The sequence below is a fragment of the Enterobacter cloacae complex sp. I1M genome, from assembly GCF_014982425.1.
Classification (GTDB): domain Bacteria; phylum Pseudomonadota; class Gammaproteobacteria; order Enterobacterales; family Enterobacteriaceae; genus Enterobacter; species Enterobacter intestinihominis.
Genome location: NZ_JADCLG010000003.1, coordinates 95,844 through 116,402, shown reverse-complemented (window position 1 = coordinate 116,402; position 20,559 = coordinate 95,844). Strand labels below are relative to the sequence as shown.

Annotated in this window: 18 protein-coding genes and 1 riboswitch; of the genes, 11 read left to right on the top strand and 7 right to left on the bottom strand. The window is 53.9% G+C overall.

Annotated elements, in window-relative coordinates; all coding sequences use genetic code 11:
* Positions 1 to 185 precede the first annotated feature (185 nt).
* Positions 186 to 1,547, top strand: coding sequence for a tRNA 5-hydroxyuridine modification protein YegQ (gene yegQ, locus INF86_RS01400; RefSeq protein WP_038416385.1), 1,362 nt, complete (start codon positions 186 to 188; stop codon positions 1,545 to 1,547).
* 248 nt (positions 1,548 to 1,795) lie between these two features.
* Positions 1,796 to 2,695 (top strand): lipid kinase YegS, encoded by a 900-nt coding sequence (gene yegS / locus INF86_RS01395; RefSeq protein WP_038416387.1) that lies wholly within the window; start codon positions 1,796 to 1,798, stop codon positions 2,693 to 2,695.
* A gap of 88 nt (positions 2,696 to 2,783) precedes the next feature.
* On the opposite strand, the gene fbaB is transcribed toward yegS, so the two are convergent.
* Entirely contained in the window at positions 2,784 to 3,836 is a 1,053-nt protein-coding gene (fbaB, locus tag INF86_RS01390; protein WP_022648654.1) for a class I fructose-bisphosphate aldolase, read from the bottom strand.
* A gap of 248 nt (positions 3,837 to 4,084) precedes the next feature.
* Between fbaB and INF86_RS01385 the strand changes: the two genes are divergently transcribed.
* From INF86_RS01385 to INF86_RS01375, 3 genes are read left to right on the top strand one after another with little or no spacing between them, the layout of a single operon-like run.
* A complete protein-coding gene (locus tag INF86_RS01385; RefSeq protein ID WP_022648655.1) occupies positions 4,085 to 5,362 on the top strand; it encodes a nucleoside permease in 1,278 nt (425 codons plus the stop codon).
* Complete coding sequence (locus tag INF86_RS01380; protein WP_023300562.1) at positions 5,359 to 6,363, top strand: ADP-ribosylglycohydrolase family protein; 1,005 nt, start codon at positions 5,359 to 5,361, stop codon at positions 6,361 to 6,363. Before INF86_RS01385 ends, INF86_RS01380 begins: the two co-directional genes overlap by 4 nt.
* Complete coding sequence (locus tag INF86_RS01375; protein WP_023306586.1) at positions 6,360 to 7,313, top strand: PfkB family carbohydrate kinase; 954 nt, start codon at positions 6,360 to 6,362, stop codon at positions 7,311 to 7,313. The genes INF86_RS01380 and INF86_RS01375 overlap by 4 nt, the downstream gene beginning before the upstream one ends.
* On the opposite strand, the gene INF86_RS01370 is transcribed toward INF86_RS01375, so the two are convergent.
* From INF86_RS01370 to thiM, 3 genes are read right to left on the bottom strand one after another with little or no spacing between them, the layout of a single operon-like run.
* Complete coding sequence (locus INF86_RS01370; protein WP_022648658.1) at positions 7,287 to 8,033, bottom strand: GntR family transcriptional regulator; 747 nt, start codon at positions 8,031 to 8,033, stop codon at positions 7,287 to 7,289. The two genes, INF86_RS01375 and INF86_RS01370, sit on opposite strands and share 27 nt — an antisense overlap.
* A gap of 41 nt (positions 8,034 to 8,074) precedes the next feature.
* Entirely contained in the window at positions 8,075 to 8,875 is an 801-nt protein-coding gene (thiD, locus tag INF86_RS01365) for a bifunctional hydroxymethylpyrimidine kinase/phosphomethylpyrimidine kinase (RefSeq protein ID WP_023300565.1), read from the bottom strand.
* Entirely contained in the window at positions 8,872 to 9,642 is a 771-nt protein-coding gene (gene thiM / locus INF86_RS01360; protein WP_046619145.1) for a hydroxyethylthiazole kinase, read from the bottom strand. The genes thiD and thiM overlap by 4 nt, the downstream gene beginning before the upstream one ends.
* Before the next feature lie 35 nt (positions 9,643 to 9,677).
* Positions 9,678 to 9,774: riboswitch (TPP riboswitch) on the bottom strand.
* 680 nt (positions 9,775 to 10,454) lie between these two features.
* On the opposite strand from thiM, the gene INF86_RS22595 reads away from it, so the two are divergent.
* The 4 genes from INF86_RS22595 to INF86_RS01340 all read left to right on the top strand — a co-directional run bounded on the left by INF86_RS22595 (position 10,455) and on the right by INF86_RS01340 (position 15,507).
* The gene (locus tag INF86_RS22595) at positions 10,455 to 11,684 is read left to right on the top strand and encodes a YadA-like family protein (RefSeq protein ID WP_154051440.1); all 1,230 of its coding nucleotides are present in this window, start codon (positions 10,455 to 10,457) and stop codon (positions 11,682 to 11,684) included.
* A gap of 206 nt (positions 11,685 to 11,890) precedes the next feature.
* Entirely contained in the window at positions 11,891 to 12,334 is a 444-nt protein-coding gene (locus INF86_RS01350) for a hypothetical protein (protein WP_022648666.1), read from the top strand.
* 311 nt (positions 12,335 to 12,645) lie between these two features.
* Complete coding sequence (locus INF86_RS01345) at positions 12,646 to 14,022, top strand: diaminobutyrate--2-oxoglutarate transaminase (protein WP_032623920.1); 1,377 nt, start codon at positions 12,646 to 12,648, stop codon at positions 14,020 to 14,022.
* 18 nt (positions 14,023 to 14,040) lie between these two features.
* Entirely contained in the window at positions 14,041 to 15,507 is a 1,467-nt protein-coding gene (locus INF86_RS01340; protein WP_193543151.1) for an aspartate aminotransferase family protein, read from the top strand.
* A 52-nt stretch (positions 15,508 to 15,559) separates the two neighbouring features.
* Here INF86_RS01340 and INF86_RS01335 read toward each other — a convergent pair whose 3' ends face one another.
* From INF86_RS01335 to INF86_RS01325, 3 genes are read right to left on the bottom strand one after another with little or no spacing between them, the layout of a single operon-like run.
* Positions 15,560 to 17,749, bottom strand: coding sequence for a polysaccharide biosynthesis tyrosine autokinase (locus tag INF86_RS01335; RefSeq protein ID WP_126315027.1), 2,190 nt, complete (start codon positions 17,747 to 17,749; stop codon positions 15,560 to 15,562).
* On the bottom strand, positions 17,749 to 18,198 hold the full coding sequence (locus INF86_RS01330; RefSeq protein WP_022648670.1) for a phosphotyrosine protein phosphatase: 450 nt from the start codon (positions 18,196 to 18,198) through the stop codon (positions 17,749 to 17,751). Before INF86_RS01330 ends, INF86_RS01335 begins: the two co-directional genes overlap by 1 nt.
* Positions 18,198 to 19,328: a polysaccharide export protein gene (locus INF86_RS01325; RefSeq protein WP_193543150.1), complete on the bottom strand. Its 1,131-nt coding sequence runs from the start codon at positions 19,326 to 19,328 to the stop codon at positions 18,198 to 18,200. The genes INF86_RS01330 and INF86_RS01325 overlap by 1 nt, the downstream gene beginning before the upstream one ends.
* A gap of 455 nt (positions 19,329 to 19,783) precedes the next feature.
* On the opposite strand from INF86_RS01325, the gene INF86_RS01320 reads away from it, so the two are divergent.
* Positions 19,784 to 20,116, top strand: a complete 333-nt coding sequence (locus tag INF86_RS01320) for an RcnB family protein (protein ID WP_022648672.1) — start codon at positions 19,784 to 19,786, stop codon at positions 20,114 to 20,116.
* Entirely contained in the window at positions 20,067 to 20,543 is a 477-nt protein-coding gene (locus INF86_RS01315; RefSeq protein WP_045620917.1) for a GNAT family N-acetyltransferase, read from the top strand. The genes INF86_RS01320 and INF86_RS01315 overlap by 50 nt, the downstream gene beginning before the upstream one ends.
* Positions 20,544 to 20,559: the final 16 nt, after the last annotated feature.

Below are 20,559 nucleotides of genomic sequence, written 5' to 3'. Positions count from 1 at the left end.
TCTCCCCAGGGGGGAGAGGGTGTTTTAGTCCCCTCTCCCCCCTGGGGAGAGGGTTAGGGTGAGGGGTCCGGGCTTTACCTCCCCGCCCCGCAGCGCTACAATGCCCGCCCTTAAAGTGGGGGATCTCCCCTTACCGCTGCACCTGGTGCACGCGGATCTGACCTGTCATCAGAACGAGAACAAACATGTTTAAACCGGAACTCCTTTCCCCGGCGGGAACGCTGCAAAATATGCGTTACGCTTTCGCCTATGGCGCCGACGCCGTCTACGCGGGCCAGCCGCGCTATTCGCTGCGCGTGCGTAACAACGAATTCAACCACGAGAATCTTCAGCTCGGCATCAATGAAGCGCATGCCCTGGGCAAAAAATTCTACGTGGTGGTGAACATCGCGCCGCACAACGCCAAGCTGAAAACGTTCATTCGTGACCTTAAGCCGGTCGTGGAGATGGGGCCGGACGCGCTGATCATGTCGGACCCGGGTTTAATCATGCTGGTTCGGGAGAACTTCCCTGATATGGACATTCACCTCTCGGTGCAGGCTAACGCCGTCAACTGGGCAACGGTGAAATTCTGGAAGCAGATGGGGCTGACCCGCGTCATTCTGTCTCGCGAGCTGTCTCTCGAAGAGATCGAAGAGATCCGCACCCAGGTGCCGGATATGGAGATCGAAATCTTCGTTCACGGCGCGCTGTGCATGGCCTACTCCGGCCGCTGCCTGCTCTCTGGCTATATCAACAAGCGTGACCCGAACCAGGGCACCTGCACCAACGCCTGCCGCTGGGAATATAACGTTCAGGAAGGCAAAGAGGATGACATCGGTAACATCGTGCATAAACACGAGCCGATCCCGGTCACCAACGTTGAGCCAACGCTGGGTATCGGCGCGCCTACCGACAGCGTGTTTATGATCGAAGAAGCCAAACGTCCGGGTGAGTACATGACCGCCTTCGAAGACGAGCACGGCACCTATATCATGAACTCGAAGGATCTGCGCGCCATCGCGCACGTGGAGCGTTTAACCCAGATGGGCGTGCACTCCCTGAAAATCGAAGGCCGCACCAAGTCCTATTACTACTGCGCTCGTACCGCGCAGGTGTATCGCAAAGCCATCGACGATGCCGCCGCCGGTAAACCGTTCGACACCAGCCTGCTGGAAACGCTGGAAGGTCTGGCGCATCGCGGCTATACCGAAGGTTTCCTGCGTCGACATACCCACGACGACTACCAGAACTACGAGCATGGCTACTCCATTTCCGAACGCCAGCAGTTTGTAGGCGACTTCACCGGCGAGCGTAAAGGCCCGCTGGCCGCCGTCGCCGTAAAAAACAAATTCACTAAAGGCGACAGCCTGGAGCTGATGACACCGCAGGGCAACATGAACTTCCGCCTGGAGCATCTGGAAAACAAAAAAGGTGAGGCGATTGAGGTCGCACCTGGCGACGGCCATGTGGTCTGGCTGCCGGTTCCTGAAGAAGTAGAGCTGGAGTTTGCGCTGCTGATGCGCAATTTTGAAGGTGAAAATACCCGAAATCCACACGGCAAATAGTCAATCAACGGGATTTTTTCACGCTGGGATAATTCTTAGAATCGGATCACATACCGCTTCGTTCAATACGGGTATTATCCCCCCGCTGAAAAACATAACCCATAAATGCTAGCTGTACCAGGAACCACCTCCTTAGCCTGCGTAATCTCCCTTACGCGGGCTTATTTTTTGCCTTTCATCCTGTTCTTACCCGCTTTTTCCCTCTCTGGGATACACTCTTTCTATAGCTAAAAAAGGGAGCAACCCGGATGGCAACCTATCCAGACAGTTTATTAATTCTTAACGGCAAGAGTGCAGGCAACGATCTGCTGCGCCAGGCGATTACCGAATTGCGTGAAGACGGAGCATGCATACACGTGCGAGTAACGTTTGAAAAAGGCGATGCGGCGCGCTACATCGACGAGGGCATCAGGTTAGGTGTTCAGACCATCATTTCCGGCGGCGGCGACGGAACGATCAACGAGATCGCCGGTGCGCTCATTGACCTCAACGCCGCAGCTCGCCCGGCGATGGGCATTTTACCGCTCGGTACCGCCAACGATTTTGCCACCAGCGCCGGTATTCCGGAGGATGTAGGAAAAGCGCTACAGCTGGCCATTCTCGGTAAGGCTACCGCCGTCGATATTGCTCAGGTGAATGAAAAAACCTGCTTTATCAATATGGCGACGGGCGGTTTCGGCACCCGCATTACCAGCGAAACGCCGGAAAAACTGAAGGCCGCGCTGGGCGGCGTTTCGTATCTCATCCATGGTCTGATGCGCATGGACACGCTCAGGCCCGACAGCTGTGAGATCCAAGGTGAAAACTTCCACTGGCAGGGCGACGCGCTGGTGATTGGTATCGGCAACGGGCGGCAGGCAGGCGGCGGACAGCAGCTTTGCCCGGAAGCGCTGATTAATGACGGTCAATTACAGCTGCGTATTTTTACCGGCGACGGGCTGCTGCCTGCGCTGTTTACGACGCTGACGCAGCCAGAGGAGAGCCCCAATATCATCGACGGGAAATCCGCGTGGTTTGAAGTGATCGCCCCACACGGCATGACCTTTAACCTCGACGGAGAGCCGCTCAGCGGCGAGCGATTCCGCATTGAGGTGTTGCCCGGGGCGTTGCAGTGCCGGTTGCCGCCGGACTGTCAGCTTTTGCGCTGATGTGTTGCCGGGTGGCGGCCCTCTTCCCGTATGCACTGAACAGTCCCCTCTCCCCGTTGGGGAGAGGGTTAGGGTGAGGGGAAAAGACTTAAGCGATCGTGACCTTACTGTCCAGATAGACGTCCTGAACCGCGTTGATCAGCTTCACGCCGTCGGCCATAGATTTTTTGAACGCCTTACGGCCGAGGATCAGCCCCATGCCGCCCGCGCGTTTGTTAATCACCGCCGTGCGCACCGCATCGGTCAGGTCGGTTTCACCGCCTGCCGCACCGCCGGAGTTAATCAGCCCGGCGCGGCCCATATAGCAGTTCGCCAGCTGGTAGCGCACCAGATCGATCGGGTTGTCGCTGGTCAGCTTGCTGTAGACGCGGTCGTCGGTATAGCCAAAGTTCACCGCTTTATAGCCGCCGTTATTCTCGGCCATTTTCTGCTTCACGATGTCCGCGCCGATGGTCGCCGCAAGGTGGTTTGCCTGGCCGGTCAGATCCGCAGACACGTGGTAATCCACTCCGTCTTTTTTGAACGAGCCGTTACGCAGATAGGCCCACAGCACGGTTACCATGCCCAGCTCGTGGGCGCGCTCGAACGCCGCGGAGATCTCTTCTATCTGACGACGCGACTGTTCAGAACCGAAATAGATGGTTGCCCCGACCGCCACCGCACCCATATTGAACGCCTGCTCGACGCTGGCGTAGAGCGTCTGGTCGTATTCGGTTGGGTAGCTCAGGGTTTCGTTGTGGTTCAGCTTAACGAGGAACGGAATGCGGTGGGCATAGCGACGCGACACGGAGGCCAGCACGCCGTAGGTGGAGGCCACGCAGTTACAGCCCGCCTCAATCGCCAGCTCGACGATATTTTTCGGATCAAAATAGAGCGGGTTCGCGGCAAACGATGCCCCCGCAGAGTGTTCAACGCCCTGGTCAACGGGCAGAATAGAGAGGTACCCGGTTCCGCCCAGGCGGCCGGTATTATAAAGCGTCTGCATGTTTCGCAGTACGGCAGGAGGACGGTTGTTGTCGACCATGACGCGGTCTACGTAATCATGGCCAGGCAGATAAAGCTGGTCGGCTGGAATGGTCATACAACGATGCTGTAAAAGGCTGTCGGCGTCTTTGCCAAGCAGCTGCGCAATATCAGTCATAGTGATGCTCCCGTATGTCCGACATGATGTCGGAGCGTGTGATCCAAGCCCACGTTTTTGCAGGCAGACTAAGCCTGGTACCGACTTAACCTATTTTCCACCATTTGCAACTTTTTTAAGCACAATCTGCTGGCTCGTTTCATGTACAACATTTTTGTTACACTGATCAAACAATCGCCTTAAAGGTATTTAAAAGGTATTATCACATGGTATGTTACATGCGTACCTCTGACATGCAGGATTAAAAAATGAAAACGAAAGTCCAACTGTCATTCATGATGTTTGTTGAATGGTTTATCTGGGGCGCGTGGTTTGTGCCGCTGTGGCTGTGGCTGAGCAAGAGCGGGTTTACCGCCGGGGAAATTGGCTGGTCCTATGCCTGTACCGCTATTGCCGCGATCCTCTCTCCTATCCTGGTCGGCTCGCTGACCGACCGTTTCTTCGCCGCCCAGAAAGTGCTGGCCGTGCTGATGTTCGCTGGCGCGATTCTGATGTATTTCGCAGCACAGCAAACCCAGTTCAGCACCTTCTTCCCGCTGTTACTGGCCTACTCCCTGACCTATATGCCGACCATCGCGCTGACGAACAGCATCGCTTTTGCGAACGTCGATGACGTGGAGGCTGATTTCCCGCGCATCCGCGTGATGGGCACCATCGGCTGGATTGCCTCCGGCCTGGCGTGCGGCTTCCTGCCGCAGATGATGGGCTATAGCGACATCTCTGACACCAATATCCCGCTGCTGATGACCGCTGCCAGCTCCCTTCTGCTCGGCGTCTTCGCACTTTTCCTGCCGAATACCCCGCCTAAGAGCACCGGCAAGCTGGATATCAAAGTGATGCTGGGGCTGGATGCGCTGATCCTGCTGCGCGATAAAAACTTCCTGGTGTTCTTCTTCTGCTCATTCCTGTTCGCCATGCCGCTGGCTTTCTACTACATCTTTGCCAACGGCTATCTCACCGAAGTGGGGATGAAAAACGCCACCGGCTGGATGACCCTCGGCCAGTTCTCTGAAATCTTCTTCATGCTCGCTCTGCCGTTCTTTACCAAACGCTTTGGTATTAAGAAGGTCTTGCTGCTGGGCCTGATCACCGCCGCCATTCGCTACGGCTTCTTTGTTTACGGCGGCGCCGAACAATACTTCACCTACGCCCTGCTGTTCCTCGGCATTCTGCTGCACGGCGTAAGCTATGACTTCTATTACGTCACCGCGTACATCTACGTGGATAAAAAAGCGCCCGTGCATATGCGCAACGCGGCGCAGGGCTTGATCACGCTGTGCTGTCAGGGCTTTGGTAGCCTGCTGGGTTACCGTCTCGGCGGCGTGATGATGGAAAAAATGTTCGCCTATAAAGAGCCGGTGAATGGGCTGACCTTCAACTGGGCCGGAATGTGGACGTTTGGTGCAATCATGATTGTAGTGATTGCCGTGCTGTTTATGCTGTTTTTCCGCGAATCGGATAAAGAGATCACCGCAATTGAGGTGGTTGATGGCGATACCGCGCTGACACGAGGGGAAGTTAAATGAAACAAGACCGTATTCTCGGTGCTCTTTACGGGCAGGCGTTAGGGGATGCGATGGGGATGCCGTCTGAACTGTGGCCGCGCAAGCGGGTGAAAGCGCACTTCGGCTGGATCGACCGTTTCTTACCCGGCCCGGCTGAGAATAATGCCGCCTGCTACTTTAATCAGGCCGAATTTACGGATGATACGTCGATGGCGCTGTGCCTGGCCGACGCGATTATCGAATGCGACGGGGAAATTAATCCTGACGTTATCGGTAAGCATATTCTGGACTGGGCGCTGGATTTTGACGCGTTCAATAAGAATGTGCTCGGCCCGACCTCCAAAATTGCCCTGAACGCCATCCGTGACGGCAAACCGGTGAGCGAGCTGGAAAATAACGGCGTCACCAACGGGGCGGCGATGCGCGCCTCCCCGCTGGGATGCCTGCTACCGGCCACGCGTCTGGCACATTTTGTTGAACAGGTTGCGTTAGCCTCCAGCCCGACCCATAAATCGGATCTCGCCATCGCCGGTGCGGTGGTGATCGCGTGGGCGGTTTCACGCGCTATCGACGGCGAGCGCTGGCAGAACATCGCCGATGCCCTGCCGGGTATTGCCCGTGCGGCGCAGGAGGCGAACACGACCACTTTCAGCGCATCGCTTTCCGCTCGTATTGAGCTGGCCCTGAAAACCGTGCGCGAAGCCAACGGTACGGAGTCCGCCAGCGAGCAGATCTATCAGCTTATTGGCGCGGGCACGAGCACACTGGAGTCCGTTCCGGCGGCGATTGCGATGGTCGAACTCGCGGGCACCGATCCGAACCGCTGCGCGGTGTTATGCGCTAACCTGGGCGGTGATACTGACACTATCGGCGCGATGGCAACGGCCATCTGTGGCGCGCTGCACGGTGTACAGGCCATTGATCCGGCGCTTAAAAGCGAACTTGATGCCGTAAACCAGCTTGATTTCGGACGCTACTGCGAAAAACTGCTGCACTTCCGGGAGCAAAGGGAGGGCGTATGAGTGCTTTTGCCCGCCGTCTCGAAACCCTTCACGCTACGCGCCCCGTAACGGTGCTCGGCGCGGCGGTCATCGACGTGATTGCCGACGCCTACGCCCTGCCCTGGCGCGGGTGTGATATCGAGCTTAAGCAACAGGGAGTGAATATTGGCGGCTGCGCGCTGAATATCGCCATCGCCCTCAAGCGGCTCGGCATTGCAGCGCAAAACGCGCTTCCCGTTGGCCACGGCGTGTGGGCCGATATTATCCGTAATGCCATGGCGAAGCAGGATCTGCACAGCGCCGTGGAAGCGGAAACGGGCGATAACGGCTGGTGCCTGGCGCTGGTGGAGCCTGATGGTGAACGGACCTTCATGTCGTTCAGCGGTGTGGAGAATCAGTGGCAGCAACGCTGGCTGGACGGGTTAAGCGTGCCAGAGAAAAGCCTGATCTATTTGTCCGGCTACCAGCTGGCGTCGCCCAGCGGCGAGCTGCTGACGGCCTGGGTGGAACGTCTTCAGGATGTGACGCTCTTTATCGATTTCGGTCCGCGCATCGCGGATATTCCCGACCCGCTGATGGCGCGGATTATGGCCCGTAAACCGGTTGTCTCGCTCAATCGGCAGGAGGCGGAACTTGCCGCCGAATGGCTTGGCGTGAACGTGGAACAGCTCGGCACTCAGTGGCAGCAACGGTTTGGCGCTGCGCTAATCGTACGCCATGATAAAGACGGGGCGGTCTGGTACGACGGTGACGCTTCCGGACACGTTCCGGCGTTTCCTGCTACCGTGGTCGATACCATCGGCGCCGGTGACAGCCATGCGGGAGGTACCCTTGCCGGGCTGGCTGCGGGATGGTCACTGCCAGAGTCGGTGCAGCTTGGCAATGCCGTGGCCGCCTGGGTAGTCAGCCATCGCGGTGGAGACTGCGCCCCCACGCGCGAGGCCCTACTCCTCGCACACAAAGACGTATAGGTCGCTGCGGCAGTAGCTGATGCTGTACTCAATTGGCCGCTGCTGTTGATCGAGCGCGACTTGCTTGATCACCAGCACCGGTATCTTATCGTCCATCTTGATATGCGCCTGAAACTCGCTGTCCGGCATCCGGGCGCTGACGCGGGAACGGGTGCGCTGCGGAAAGATATTCTGGCTGCGGAAGTAATCATAAAGCGAGACGCCAATGTCGTCCGGGTTGGGAATTAATCCTACCGGTACCCAGGACTCCTCTATCGATACCGCATCGTCATCCACGTAACGGATGCGCTTAAGCAAAAACACATCGCTTTCCGGCGCAAGGGAAAGATGGCGGGCGATCTCTTCCGGGCACTTCACGATGCGTTTATTGACCCACAGGGTGTTGGGCGTTTTGCCACGCAGCACCACCTGCTGAGAAAAGCCGCGCGCCTCTTTCAGCGAATATTCAAAGATATTGTTGATTTGCGTCCCGTATCCACGCGCGCGGGTGACGACGCCAGCCTCTTCCAGCGCCTGCATGGCTTTACGCACCGTAATACGCGACACTCCGGCCAGCTGGCTCAGATCGCGCTCACCGGGCAAAATATTACCGTGCGCGAGCACACCGCTGCGCACCGCGTTCTTGACCGTTTCGGCAAATTTCAGATACAGCGGCGTGTTGTCCGGTGCGGCAATTCGTTCCTTGAGTTGAGCAATTAACCGGGTATGCGCTTGTTCCATCTCTGTTTTTCTCTGGCATGAGTTTCATGCCAGTATACGGCTTACCACCATGCATGAAAATGGTGAACCGGACCAATACCGTGACCCACTTCCAGAGAATCGGCTTTTGCCAGCGCGCCCGAGAGCCAGACCTTTGCCTCCTGCACCGTATCCGCCCATGTGGCGTGACGAGGACGCAGCGCCGCCAGCGCCGCCGAGAGCGTACAGCCCGTGCCGTGGGTGTTTTTGGTCTGGACGCGTGGCGCGGTGAAACGTTGCGTGCCATCGTGGGTGAAAAGCCAGTCCGGGCTTTCTGCATCATCAAGATGGCCGCCTTTCATCAGCACCGCGCGACACCCCATCGCCAGCAGCGCATTCCCCTGCTCTTTCATCTCACGTTCGTTTTGCGCGTGTGGCGCATCCAGCAGCGCGGCGGCTTCAGGCAGATTTGGCGTGATCAGCGCAACCTGCGGCAGCAGCTTTTTACGCAGGGTATCGACAGCCGAGGCGGAGAGCAGCGGATCGCCGCTTTTGGCCAGCATCACGGTATCAAGCACCACGTTTTTTATCTGGTAGTGTTTGAGACGTTCAGCGACCGCTTCAACAATGTCCGCCTCTGCCAGCATGCCGATCTTGGTGGTGTCGATACGTACGTCGCTGAATACCGAATCCAGCTGCGCGGCGACAAAATCCGGGTCAATGCGATACACCGACTGTACGCCGCGCGTGTTTTGCGCAACCAGCGCGGTGATAACCGAGCACCCGTATGCGCCGAGCGCAGAGAAGGTTTTCAGGTCTGCCTGGATCCCCGCTCCGCCGCTGGGATCGGTTCCCGCAATAGTCAAGGCATTAATGCGCGTCATACCTGTTCCTCCAGCGCGTAAAGCGCGTCCAGAAACGCGGAGACAAAGCTGCCGGGCCCCCGGCTTTGAGTCAGGGCAACTGACCCTGCGCGCTTCATAAAGCCGCAGGCTGCCGCCGCGTTATCAAGCCTGTCGCCAGGCAGCGAGCAGCAGGCGGCGACGACCGCCGAGAGCGCACAGCCAGTTCCTACCACGCGGGTCATCAGCGGGTCGCCGCCCGCGACCGTACGGATTCGCTGGCCGTCGGTGATGTGATCCACTTCCCCTGTGACGACTACAACGGCGTGGGTCTGGCGGGCAAGCGCCTGCGCAGCGGTCAACGCGCTCGCTGCCGTATCGGTGGAATCGACCCCACGTCCGCCCGCACTCATTCCGGCAAGGGCGAGGATTTCGGAGGCGTTGCCACGAATGGCCGCAGGTTTAAGGGATAATATTTGCTGGCAAAAACGGGTGCGGAACGCCAGCGCGCCAACCGCGACGGGGTCCAGAACCCAGGGTGTGCCCGCGGCTACCGCGCTCTCAATAGCCCGACGCATCGACTGGGCGCGCGGCGCGGTGAGCGTGCCAACGTTGACGAGCAGGGCATCGGCAAGCGCGGCAAACTGTTCCGCTTCCTCGGCTTCGATCACCATTGCCGGGGAAGCACCGAGCGCGAGCAGAACGTTGGCGGTGAAGGTCTGCACGACATCGTTGGTCATACAGTGCGTGAGCGGGGAACGGGTTCGGAATTGATGTAAAACGTGTGAGTCGAGCAGGTCAGGCTGCATGGTTTCGCTCCTGCCGTGCGGAAAGAAGCGATGACCGGGTAGGCATCTGACTTCCCTACGCTGGCATTATCCAGATCAGGTAATACGGGTATTTCTCAGCCTTCACAAGGAAGGGCACCCCGAGTCAAATCATCTATAAAACAAAAGCTTAAACAATACTTTGTTATTTAGTGTACCCGCGGTTGAGCCTGCTGACAACCATTTTCCCTTTATCTCACTGCCTCAGAAGGTACAGACGGGTTCAGGTTACATAAAAATGAGAAATTCTATTGTTCGTTTTCCGGTATTATTTGTACTGAATAAATAACTAACATTGAATTCACATTACAAATATCTTTATTTAATGTCTACATTGGAAATCTTACGGAAGAATATCTTGCCCTTTATTTAAATACACCCGCTCGATAATGTTTACTTTCAGCTTTAAAGGTTGTGATTTTCATTTGAAAACCCCGTGTAAACCTTAATTTCCATCACTTAAATAAAAACCGCATAAGTGTTAAAATAAAATCTCATAAAAATCATAAGGTTAAATTAAGACAGTTCGCAAGCGCATCACAACAAATTGATTTTAAAGAAGAAACAATGCAAGAGCATTATTTCTCATCATTCTTATCATTAATAAGAAACATGATCAAAATCAATATTTCTCGCCGCGAAATATCTATAGTTTCGCTCCGTTACCAACATAAATATTAAATACAACTATAAAATTCGACACACTTAAACTTACCCATTCAGCTCTGCTTAAACAAACGTTAGCAATATCGCTAGCGTATATTTTATCTGCCAAACACTGTGAGTCATTTCAAATGAAACCTGTTAGTAAAACCGTCATCGCTGTCGCTATTATCGGTGCTCTTTTTGCTGGTTCAATGAACGTAGCTAAAGCTGCTGATGTAAATGTAACTCTTAACGATAATATTACCAATTCAGGTACTTTTATTCAGGTTCAAGGGACTAACAACACCGCATATAACCTTGATAACATCAAGGCTAGCAACACTCAACAAGACGGACAAATCTATAATCTGCAAGGGGATGTTGAGAAGGCAAACATTGCTATCAATAATGCGCAAGATACTGCTAACACTGCTGTAAATAAAGCTGATGCTGCTCAAGCTGGTGTTAATGCTAATGCACAATTTAACTCTACTTTGAATCAGAAAGTAGATGACAACAAAGCTGATCAGACCTCCACCGACAACAAACAAAATATTTTGATTAATGACATTAAAAACAAAGCAGACACTGCTTTACAAGGTGTTGTTAACAATGGTTCCGATATTAAATCATTGCAAGATGAAAGCGCGTTACAAGGTTCTGTATTGATTAACCATGATCAACGGATCACCGCTTTAGAGAACCAAACACCACCTAAAGACGGTGTTAATGGTAAAGATGGTGTTGACGGTAAAGACGGGGCAACGGGTGCTACAGGCGCTGCAGGTGCAACTGGTGCGCAAGGTTTAAAAGGTGATACAGGCGCACAAGGTATAGCTGGGAAAGATGGTGCTCCAGGTGTTAAGGGTGAGAAAGGAGATAAAGGAGATTCCATCAAAGGTGATAAGGGCGACACTGGCGCTAAAGGTGATAAAGGGGATGCAGGTAAAGCTGGCTCTAACGGAATCACAACTACCATCACTAAGAAAGAAGTTGATACTAAAACTATCAATCTGGTTAAGTCACTCAATACCCAAACTACAGCACAAGCTAAAGATCTGAAAGCTGCTCAACAAGTGTTCGCACAAGCGCAAGCTAACACTAACTCTCAATTCAAGAGCCTGAAAGATGAAGTTGATAGCAATAAGAAAGAAGCCCGTTCAGGTGCTGCTAGCGCTGTAGCTATCGCCTCTATGCCTCAAGTAGAGAAAGAACAGGCTGTCATGTTCTCTGCTGGTGTAGGTAGCTTTAAAGACGAGCAAGCTGTTAGTGTGGGTGCATCCTTCCACGTTGGTAGCAACACCATCGTTAAAGCTGGCGTAAGCGATTCTACAAATAATGATCTTGCTATGGGCGCAGGCATCGGGATTGGCTTTTAAGAAAAACACGTAACTCGACTACATTCATAATAGAGGAAGCTTTTCAGGGCGACAGTACTTCGCTGATGGAAAGTATGATGATGGCCAATAACATGCTCAAACACATTTTTATTTCAGCTGCCCTGTATCTATTGCTTATTTCGGTCGGGGTCTGGATCGGCATTATGTACGTTTCTTATTATTTGTGTCGTTTTTAAGGTGATAAAATGAAAAAATCAATGATGCTAGTGTTAAGCGCTGCCGTACTTGCTGGGTGTATTTCGCCTGCACACGCCATTAGCGCACACTATCGTGCTCAGTTAGAGCGCTCGGGATGCACGCAAATTAGCGCTGGCGATGGATCTTGCGATATCAGCAAAACCAAAGCGGAAAACGCGGCACAACACGAACCAACGGCATCCGTTCACGATCCCCTTCGCGAAGCCTCGTTCTCGTCGGATACGGTTAACGCTACCCTTTCTAACGGCTTTTTTAGCGCTACCGTGAACGGCAAAAAAGCCAGCGTTAAACGTCTGAATGCGAATTTCTATGAGATCCATGGTAACGGTTTTGTGATATCGATAAGCCTGGATGAAAACGGTATTACGGACGCGTCATGGAATAAAACAAAGGGACGTGAACACGGCGTTTTACGCGTTACCCAAAAATAAACAGTCTAAGGAGGCTCTCCGCCTCCTTTTAGCCTGCCAGGCGCACAATTTGCCACACTCTTTCATCTGATTTTACAATGCTGACAACCCATATATAAACCCCTGTTTTTATTGAGAATAAACTGCATATTTTTGCCGGAAAATGAGGTTATCCCCTCCCCTGTGCCCTGTGTCACAAAACAGTAAACAAATTAACCATTGAGCCCGGTGACAAAAGGCTCTATATTGGCGGCGTTTTTTTCAGGCCCCATCTGTTTTTTAACTTTTTATTCAATCGTTGCTCATAACGAAGCGGCGGTTGTAGGAGTGATATGATGACGGATAAAGTCCGTATTGACACCGTAGATGCCCACAAAAGCAACGAAACCTATCTGGCCCGTCAGGCCGAGTTTGAATCTAACGTCAGGAGTTATCCGCGCAAACTGCCTTTAGCGATCACGAAAGCAGAAGGCGTGTGGATCACCGATGCAGATAATAAAGAATACCTTGACTGTTTAGCAGGCGCAGGCACCCTCGCGCTTGGCCACAATCATCCTGATGTGCTGAAAAGCATCCAAAATGTCATTACCAGCGGCTTGCCGTTACATACCCTGGATCTGACTACGCCGTTGAAAGACGCGTTTTCAGAATACCTCCTCTCTCTGTTGCCTGGTCAGGGCAAAGAGTACTGTCTGCAATTCACTGGCCCGTCCGGGGCTGACGCCGTTGAAGCGGCGCTGAAGCTGGCGAAAAAAGTAACCGGTCGCAGCGGTATCATCAGTTTCTCTGGTGGTTACCACGGTATGACCCACGGTGCACTGTCCGTCACCGGTAACCTGTCTCCGAAAGAAGCGGTTGACGGTATGATGCCAGAAGTCCAGTTCATGCCTTACCCACACGAGTACCGCTGCCCACTGGGTATCGGTGGTGAAGCGGGCGTGAAGGCGCTGACCTACTACTTCGATAACCTGATCAACGACGTTGAAAGCGGCGTGCGTAAACCTGCCGCGGTGATCCTGGAAGCTGTTCAGGGCGAAGGCGGCGTGAACCCGGCTCCGGCTGAGTGGTTGCAGCGCATCCGTAAAGTGACTCAGGAACACGGCATTCTGCTCATCCTCGACGAAGTTCAGGCTGGCTTTGCCCGTACCGGTAAATTCTTTGCCTTCGAACACGCAGGCATTGAGCCTGACATCATCGTGATGTCCAAAGCAGTTGGCGGCGGTCTGCCACTGGCTGTGCTCGGTATCAAGAAGCAGTTCGATGCGTGGGCGCCTGGTCACCACACCGGTACCTTCCGCGGCAACCAGCTGGCGATGGCAACCGGTCTGACGACGCTGAAGATCCTGAAAGACCAGAATATCGCGGGCAAAGTTGCCGCACAGGGCGAATGGCTGAAAGGCCAGCTGAAAGAGATGGCGAAACGCTATCCGGTTATCGGCCACGTTCGCGGTCTGGGCATGATGATCGGTATTGAAATCGTTAAGCCACATGAAGCCGCCGACCACATGGGTTGCTTCCCGGGCGATGGCGAGCTGTCTGCACTGATCCAGAAGAAGTGCTTCGAAGCAGGCCTGATTCTGGAGCGTGGCGGCCGTAACGGTATCGTTCTGCGTCTGCTGCCGTCGCTGCTGATCAGCGATGACGAGCTGAAAGTCTTCCTGGATAAATTCGAGCAGGCACTGCTTGCTGCGGGCGTTCGCCCGGCGTAACCGGAGTTGTTGATTACGATGTCTGATTCAAACCCAATTTTGTTCTCCTCTGCCCAGAGCATTGAAGCTTACCAGCAGGCGATTGAACAAAGCACTCAGGCTGTGATGCAGTGGCTGAAACAGCCTGAGATGTACCAGGGCAAAACGGTCGCGGAGCTGCGCGACCGTATTAAGCTGGATTTCAACCCGAAAGGGCTGGGCAACGAAGCGGCGATTGAACGCGCCGTGGAGTTCTTCCTGAAAGACAGTTTGTCCGTTCATCACCCGCAGTGCGTGGCGCACCTGCACTGCCCAAGCCTGGTCGTAAGCCAGGCGGCGGAAGTGCTGATTAACGCCACCAACCAGAGTATGGACTCCTGGGATCAAAGCCCGTCCGCAACCATTATTGAGATCAAGCTGATCGAATGGCTGCGTACCCGCGTGGGTTATCAGGCTGGCGACGCAGGCGTCTTCACCAGCGGCGGCACCCAGAGTAACCTGATGGGCCTGATGCTGGCGCGTGATGCGTTCTTCGCGCGTCAGGGCCACTCGGTACAGCAGGACGGTCTGGTGGGCGATCTGCGCAAAATTCGCGTGCTGTGCTCTGAAAACGCCCACTTCTCCGTGCAGAAAAACATGGCGCTGATGGGCCTGGGCTACCAGTCCGTGGTGCAGGTGAAAACTGATGAATTCTCCCGCATGGATCTCACCGATCTGGCGGCGAAAATCGAACAGTGCAACGCGAACGGCGAACAGATTCTGGCGATTGTGGCCACGGCCGGCACGACGGATGCGGGTGCTATCGATCCGCTGCGTGCTATTGCTGAGCTGGCTGCGAAACAGAATATCTGGGTACACGTTGATGCGGCCTGGGGCGGCGCGCTGCTGATGTCTGAGCAGTATCGTCACTATCTGGACGGCATTGAACTTGTGGACTCCGTAACGCTGGACTTCCACAAGCAGTTCTTCCAGACCATCAGCTGCGGTGCCTTCTTGCTGAAAGAAGCACGTCATTATGAGCTGATGCGCTATCAGGCGGCTTACCTGAACTCTGAGTTCGATGAAGAAGCGGGCGTGCCTAACCTGGTTTCCAAATCTCTGCAAACCACCCGTCGTTTCGACGCGCTGAAACTGTGGATGAGCCTGGAAGCGCTGGGTCAGGAGCAATACGCGGCAATTATCGATCACGGCGTGACGCTGGCACAGCAGGTTGCGGCTTACGTAAAAGAGCAGTCTACTCTGGAACTGGTTATGCAACCCCAGCTGGCAAGCGTGCTGTTCCGCTTCCGTCCGCAGACCCAGATGGATGACGCCGGTATCGCCCTGCTGAACCAGAAAATTGGCGATGCGCTGCTGGAATCCGGCCGCGCAAACGTCGGGGTGACCGAGCATAACGGCGTCACCTGCCTGAAGCTGACCCTGCTGAACCCAACCGTGACGCTGGAGGACGTTAAAGTCCTGCTGTCTCTGGTTGAGCGTACCGCGCAGGAAGTGATGGCGAAGTAATGCTTTTCCCTCTCCCATCCGGGAGAGGGTTTATTATCCCGTCCTGACGCCCCTATCCTTTTTTCCTCGAAGCATAACCGTAGTCATACTGGCTGTACCCCGAGCTGTAAAACAGCGCTGCGGATTTAACAATATCGTTGAGGATTGTGCCGCTGACCTTCACGCCAACGTGCTGTAGACGTTTAACGGTATTCTCCATCTCTTTCACGCTGGTTTTATCGTAACGGGCAACCATTAGCGTTGTTCCGGCTGCTCTGGCAACCAGCGCAGCATCATTGACGGCAAGAACTGGGGGTGTATCGATGATGACAATGTCATAGTGCTCGTTAACCCAGGACATGATGTCAATGAACCGTTCGCTTAACAGCATTTCTAACGGACGCAGGGGTTCCGGGCCGCAGGTGATGACGTCAATTCCCCCTTTTTCAGCATGCTGAATGACCTCCCCAAAGTCGCGCTTCCCCTCCAGCAGGCAGGATAATCCGTGGCGGTTCTCCAGGCCAAAAATATTATGCACATAACCCTGGCGCATATCCGCATCAATAAACAGCGCCCGCTGACCGCTCTGCCCGGCAATGGCCGCCAGGTTCGTCGCCACCAGTGTTTTTCCGCAGTCCTGCGTGGGGCCAGAAATCATCACAATGCGATTTTCAGCCTCCATCATGGTGAAATGCAGACTGGTTCGCAGCCCGCGTACCGCTTCAACAAACATATCAGCAGGGCGATCGACTGGCAGGAAAGGCACATCCGAGGTTTTGTGTGTCCAGCGACGAGAAAACGGATTTTTTCTGCGCAAATGCGTTTTACTCCACAGCCACTGTGAACGTGGTAACGTCGCCAGAACCGGCATCCCCTGCGCTTCCAGCTGTTCGGAAAGCGTGATCCCACGTTTGAACGCTTGACGTACCAGTACGGTCCCCATTGAAAGGATGAGCCCGAACAGCGCGCCAAGCGCAATGATTAGCGCTTTTCGCGGTTTTATCGGATCCGGGAGTGTAACCGCCTCATCAATGATCCTCACGTTCCCGACAGCGCTGGAGCGGGAAATATTCAGCTCCTGCTGACGCGTCAAAAGCTGTAAATAAATCGTGCGGCCCGACTCAACATCGCGGCTCAGGCGTAAAATCTCCTGCTGCGTGGAGGGCATCGAGGACACTCGGTTATTAAGACGATCCCGTTCCCGCACAAGGGTTTGTCTTTTTTCTTGCAATGCACGGTAAGTAGGGTGACTCTTTTTAAAGAGCTGGGAAATTTCTGCCTCCCGGAACGTCAGCTCATTTAGCTGATTCTCAACGTTCACAACCTGATCCAGGACGGATTTTGCCTCTAAAGACAGATCCACAGAGTCGCGCTGCGCCCGGTAGGCATTCAGCCGCGCTTCAGCCTGATCCAGGTCCGCTCTGATTTTCGGTAACTGCTCCTGTAAAAAATCCAGACTACGCGAATCCTGAGCCTCCTGGCGCGCGATATTTTGCTGAAGATAATTTTCAGCTATCGCATTCAGCACCCGGGCGATTTTGTCAGGATCTTCACCCGTCAGGGTTAAGGTCACAATACCGCTCTGTTTCTCCGATTCCACGACCGTCAGACGCTTCTTCAGTGCATTGATCGTCTCCAGGCGCGTCAACGACTTAAGCGAAAACTGTGTGCCTGGCGTCGCCTCAATCGAGGTCACCCGCAGCACGATCCCTTGCGTAACCAGCGTTTTACCCACCTGGCCGTCTGCCTCAATGTTTTCGCCCGTCAGGTGATACCTTCCCGCTTCCTGTACGGTCAGCGTGAGTTCTTGCGCTTTGCCCTCCACCTGCGGGATCTGGAGTTCGCCTAACGTTATGTTGCCCTGGCCACGCCCTTGCAGACGCTGCCAGAGACGCCCCACCACAGGCAAAACGCGCTGCTTTGCCTGATACGTCAGATCTAATTTGTCGACGGTCTCGCCGAGGATCATGCGAGATTTCAACAGTAAAATTTCAGGGGCAACATCCGGCGAAATATCGGTGCCCAGCTGGCTCAAGCCTTTGAGCAGGCCGTTATCCTGTTTGCTTTCTATTTGCACCATAGCATCCGCCTGATAAACAGGTGGCGTAACCCAGGCATAGAGGCCCGCGCATAAAGTGAAAAGGAAAGTCACGCACAATATCATCGTGCGGTGGTCGATCATTTCGCCGAGCAAACGAACGAGATCGATTTCATTTTGTTCGGGTGCCCCTGCACCATAACTGTCTGTTGTGTAAGACGACATTAATGCTTTATTCCTTTCTGTCCTAAACGACGTGCCCATTCCTGGCTGGCTTTACCCAATAGCCCGAACACATATTCAAACGCTTCACGGCTTTTACGATAGGGGTCTGGGATATCCTGCGGCTCCAGCCACTGCCCAAAAAGCAGCGACTTCCCCCTGTTTTCCGGTGCCATGGCTGCAATGAAGCGAAGATGTTCCGGCTCCATAACCAGGATGAGATCGGATCCCTGCATCAGCCTGCGTGTCAGCCTGCGCGCCACATGACCGTCGAGGGAGATCCCATGCCGCCAGGCCACGTCCTGGGCGCACTCATCCGCCGGATACCCCTCAAGGCCGAGTATTCCCGCCGAGGTGATGTGTCTGTCGGGCAAGTGCTGGCGCAAAAGCCGTTCTCCAATCGGAGAACGGCAGACATTTCCGGTACATACCACGAGTATTGATTCGAACATTATTGCGGCCACGATCTGATATAACGAACCGTTTCGGTGAGGTCATGCACCCCGCTGATTGTCGGAACAAGCTGTGTTATTACGCGATTCCAGCGGGAGAGTGGAGCAGTGGTGACATAGACAATGTCGTAAGGCTCAAGCTGAAACTCGGTGCCCAGCACCATGGCCGAAGCGTCTTTTGCATTCAGTTGATAGATATTCGCAATTTTCCCGGACTCGCGTACCGAGCGGATAACAAAAATACCCGTCGCATCAGCCATATTCTGGTCCAGGCCACCGGCATTGCCGAGCGCTTCGGCCAACGTCATGCCGCTGCGATCCATCTTCAGCGTGCTCTGTTTAACAACTTCGCCCATCACGAATACTTTCAGCGCATCGTTGCGGGGAATAAACAAGATGTCGCCAGGGTTGAGCAGCTTATTCTGGGTTAAATCGCCATGCTGCATCAGGGCATACAGGGAAATTCGGGAATCCTGACCGTTGTGAGTCAGCACCACGTTCCGCCAGTCCGCATCAGCAGTAAGCCCACCTGCGGCATTAACGGCATCCATAACCGTCAGCGGAATGTTGGTGATGGCCTGCTGGCCAGATTTCGCCACTTCTCCCGTAACGTAGGCTTTTTGCGAACGGAAAGCGGCAACGCTGACGTCGACCTGGGGGCTTTCAATGACGTTATCCAGCCGCGCGGTGATCTCCTCGCGCACTCTGGAAACCGTTTTTCCCGCCACGTGCAGTTTACCCACGTAAGGATAAAAGAGCGTGCCATCGGCATTGACCCAGTTTCCCGTATCGCTTGCGCTGCGATACTGTCCCGCGGGCGTAGTCAGCTCCGGGTGATCCCAGACGGTGACCGTCAGGATGTCACCGATTCCAATACGGTATTCCCACTTTTTGACCTGCTCATCAAGATTAGGATTTGCCTGAGATTTAGCTGCTGCGGGACGTAGTTTCTCAATTAATCCGGGCGTAAGTGGATAAATTTCGATTTGTTTATCTAAGCTATTATTGAGATCAGCCGGCGCAATTATTTTTTTGCCTGCGGTACTTAACGTTTGGCCAGGAGAAATTACGCACCCCGCCAACTGACTTATTGCTAAGAATATTACAGATAATGCTGTTGTGTTTTTCATTTATATATACTTATCATCCCTGCTCGTAGCGAACGCCCGACGGGGCGCAGCCCTGCGCTAACCCACGCTTGAAATAAGTTTCTTTTCAAGGGAATACTAAAACGTAATCTAAAAGTGAAGACACGAATTGCCCGATCTGTGACGGGCAATTAATTAAAATATAATCTTCCTGAAAATCTTAAAGCCTGTGGCAAAAAAAAGCACGATCTACAGTTTATAAAATTACGGCAACAATGTATTTTCAGAATTAATTCAGCAAAACGATAGTTACAATGAATTATTCCCGTCAGCTCGCATTCATATCAAAAATACTCACAACCGCTGGCACTACACAAAACCGTTCACTTTTGTTACATTTTTTTTCAAACACACCCTGTTTTGATACTTAAAATGGGCTGTCTGCCGCACTGTCCCCCGCAGACAAGCGTATCCGTAACGATATCACTGGAGAAAAAATGGCTAAGCGTAAATTGGTGCTTCTGGGTGTATTACTGTCTCTGGCGGGCTCCGCATTCGCAGCCCCGCAAACGGCCGCCGCGCCTTCCGGCATTAAGGCTTATGAAGAACAGGAGTTCATCGCCGACTTCACCAAATTTAAGATTGGCGATACCGCGCCCGCGCAGTATCAGACGCCAGAGTACACCATCAAACAGTACCAGCTACGTAACCTTCCCGCGCCCGATGCCGGTACGCACTGGACCTACATGGGTGAAAATTACGTTCTGATTGGCGATGCTGATGGCAAAATCTACAAAGCCTATAACGGAGATATTTTCTATCACCGCTGATACGATGATCCGGCCCTGGCAGGAGGACGACCGGCCATTTCTGCGCACGCTGTACCTGCATGCACGACGCGTGGCCTGGCCATGGCTGGACAATTCTGAATGGCAGCTTGAGGATTTTGACGCCGCAACGCGTGACGAGCAGATCTGGGTTGCGATTCACGACGGTCACCGGGTAGGGTTTGCCTCCGTCTGGGAAAATGATAACTTTTTGCACAATCTGTTTGTCGACCCGCTGTATCAGCGTCTGGGAGTTGGCCGTTTGTTACTGGAACAAGTACAGAGGACGTTTACCAGTACAGGCGCCCTGAAGTGTCTGGTGAAGAATGAGCGGGCAGTTGCGTTTTACCAGCGCCACGGCTGGCACATTGAGGCGACGGGGGATTCTCCGGAAGGAGAGTATTATTTGATGCACTATCGGCTTGGGTAAAGTCAGGTGGCGCTAC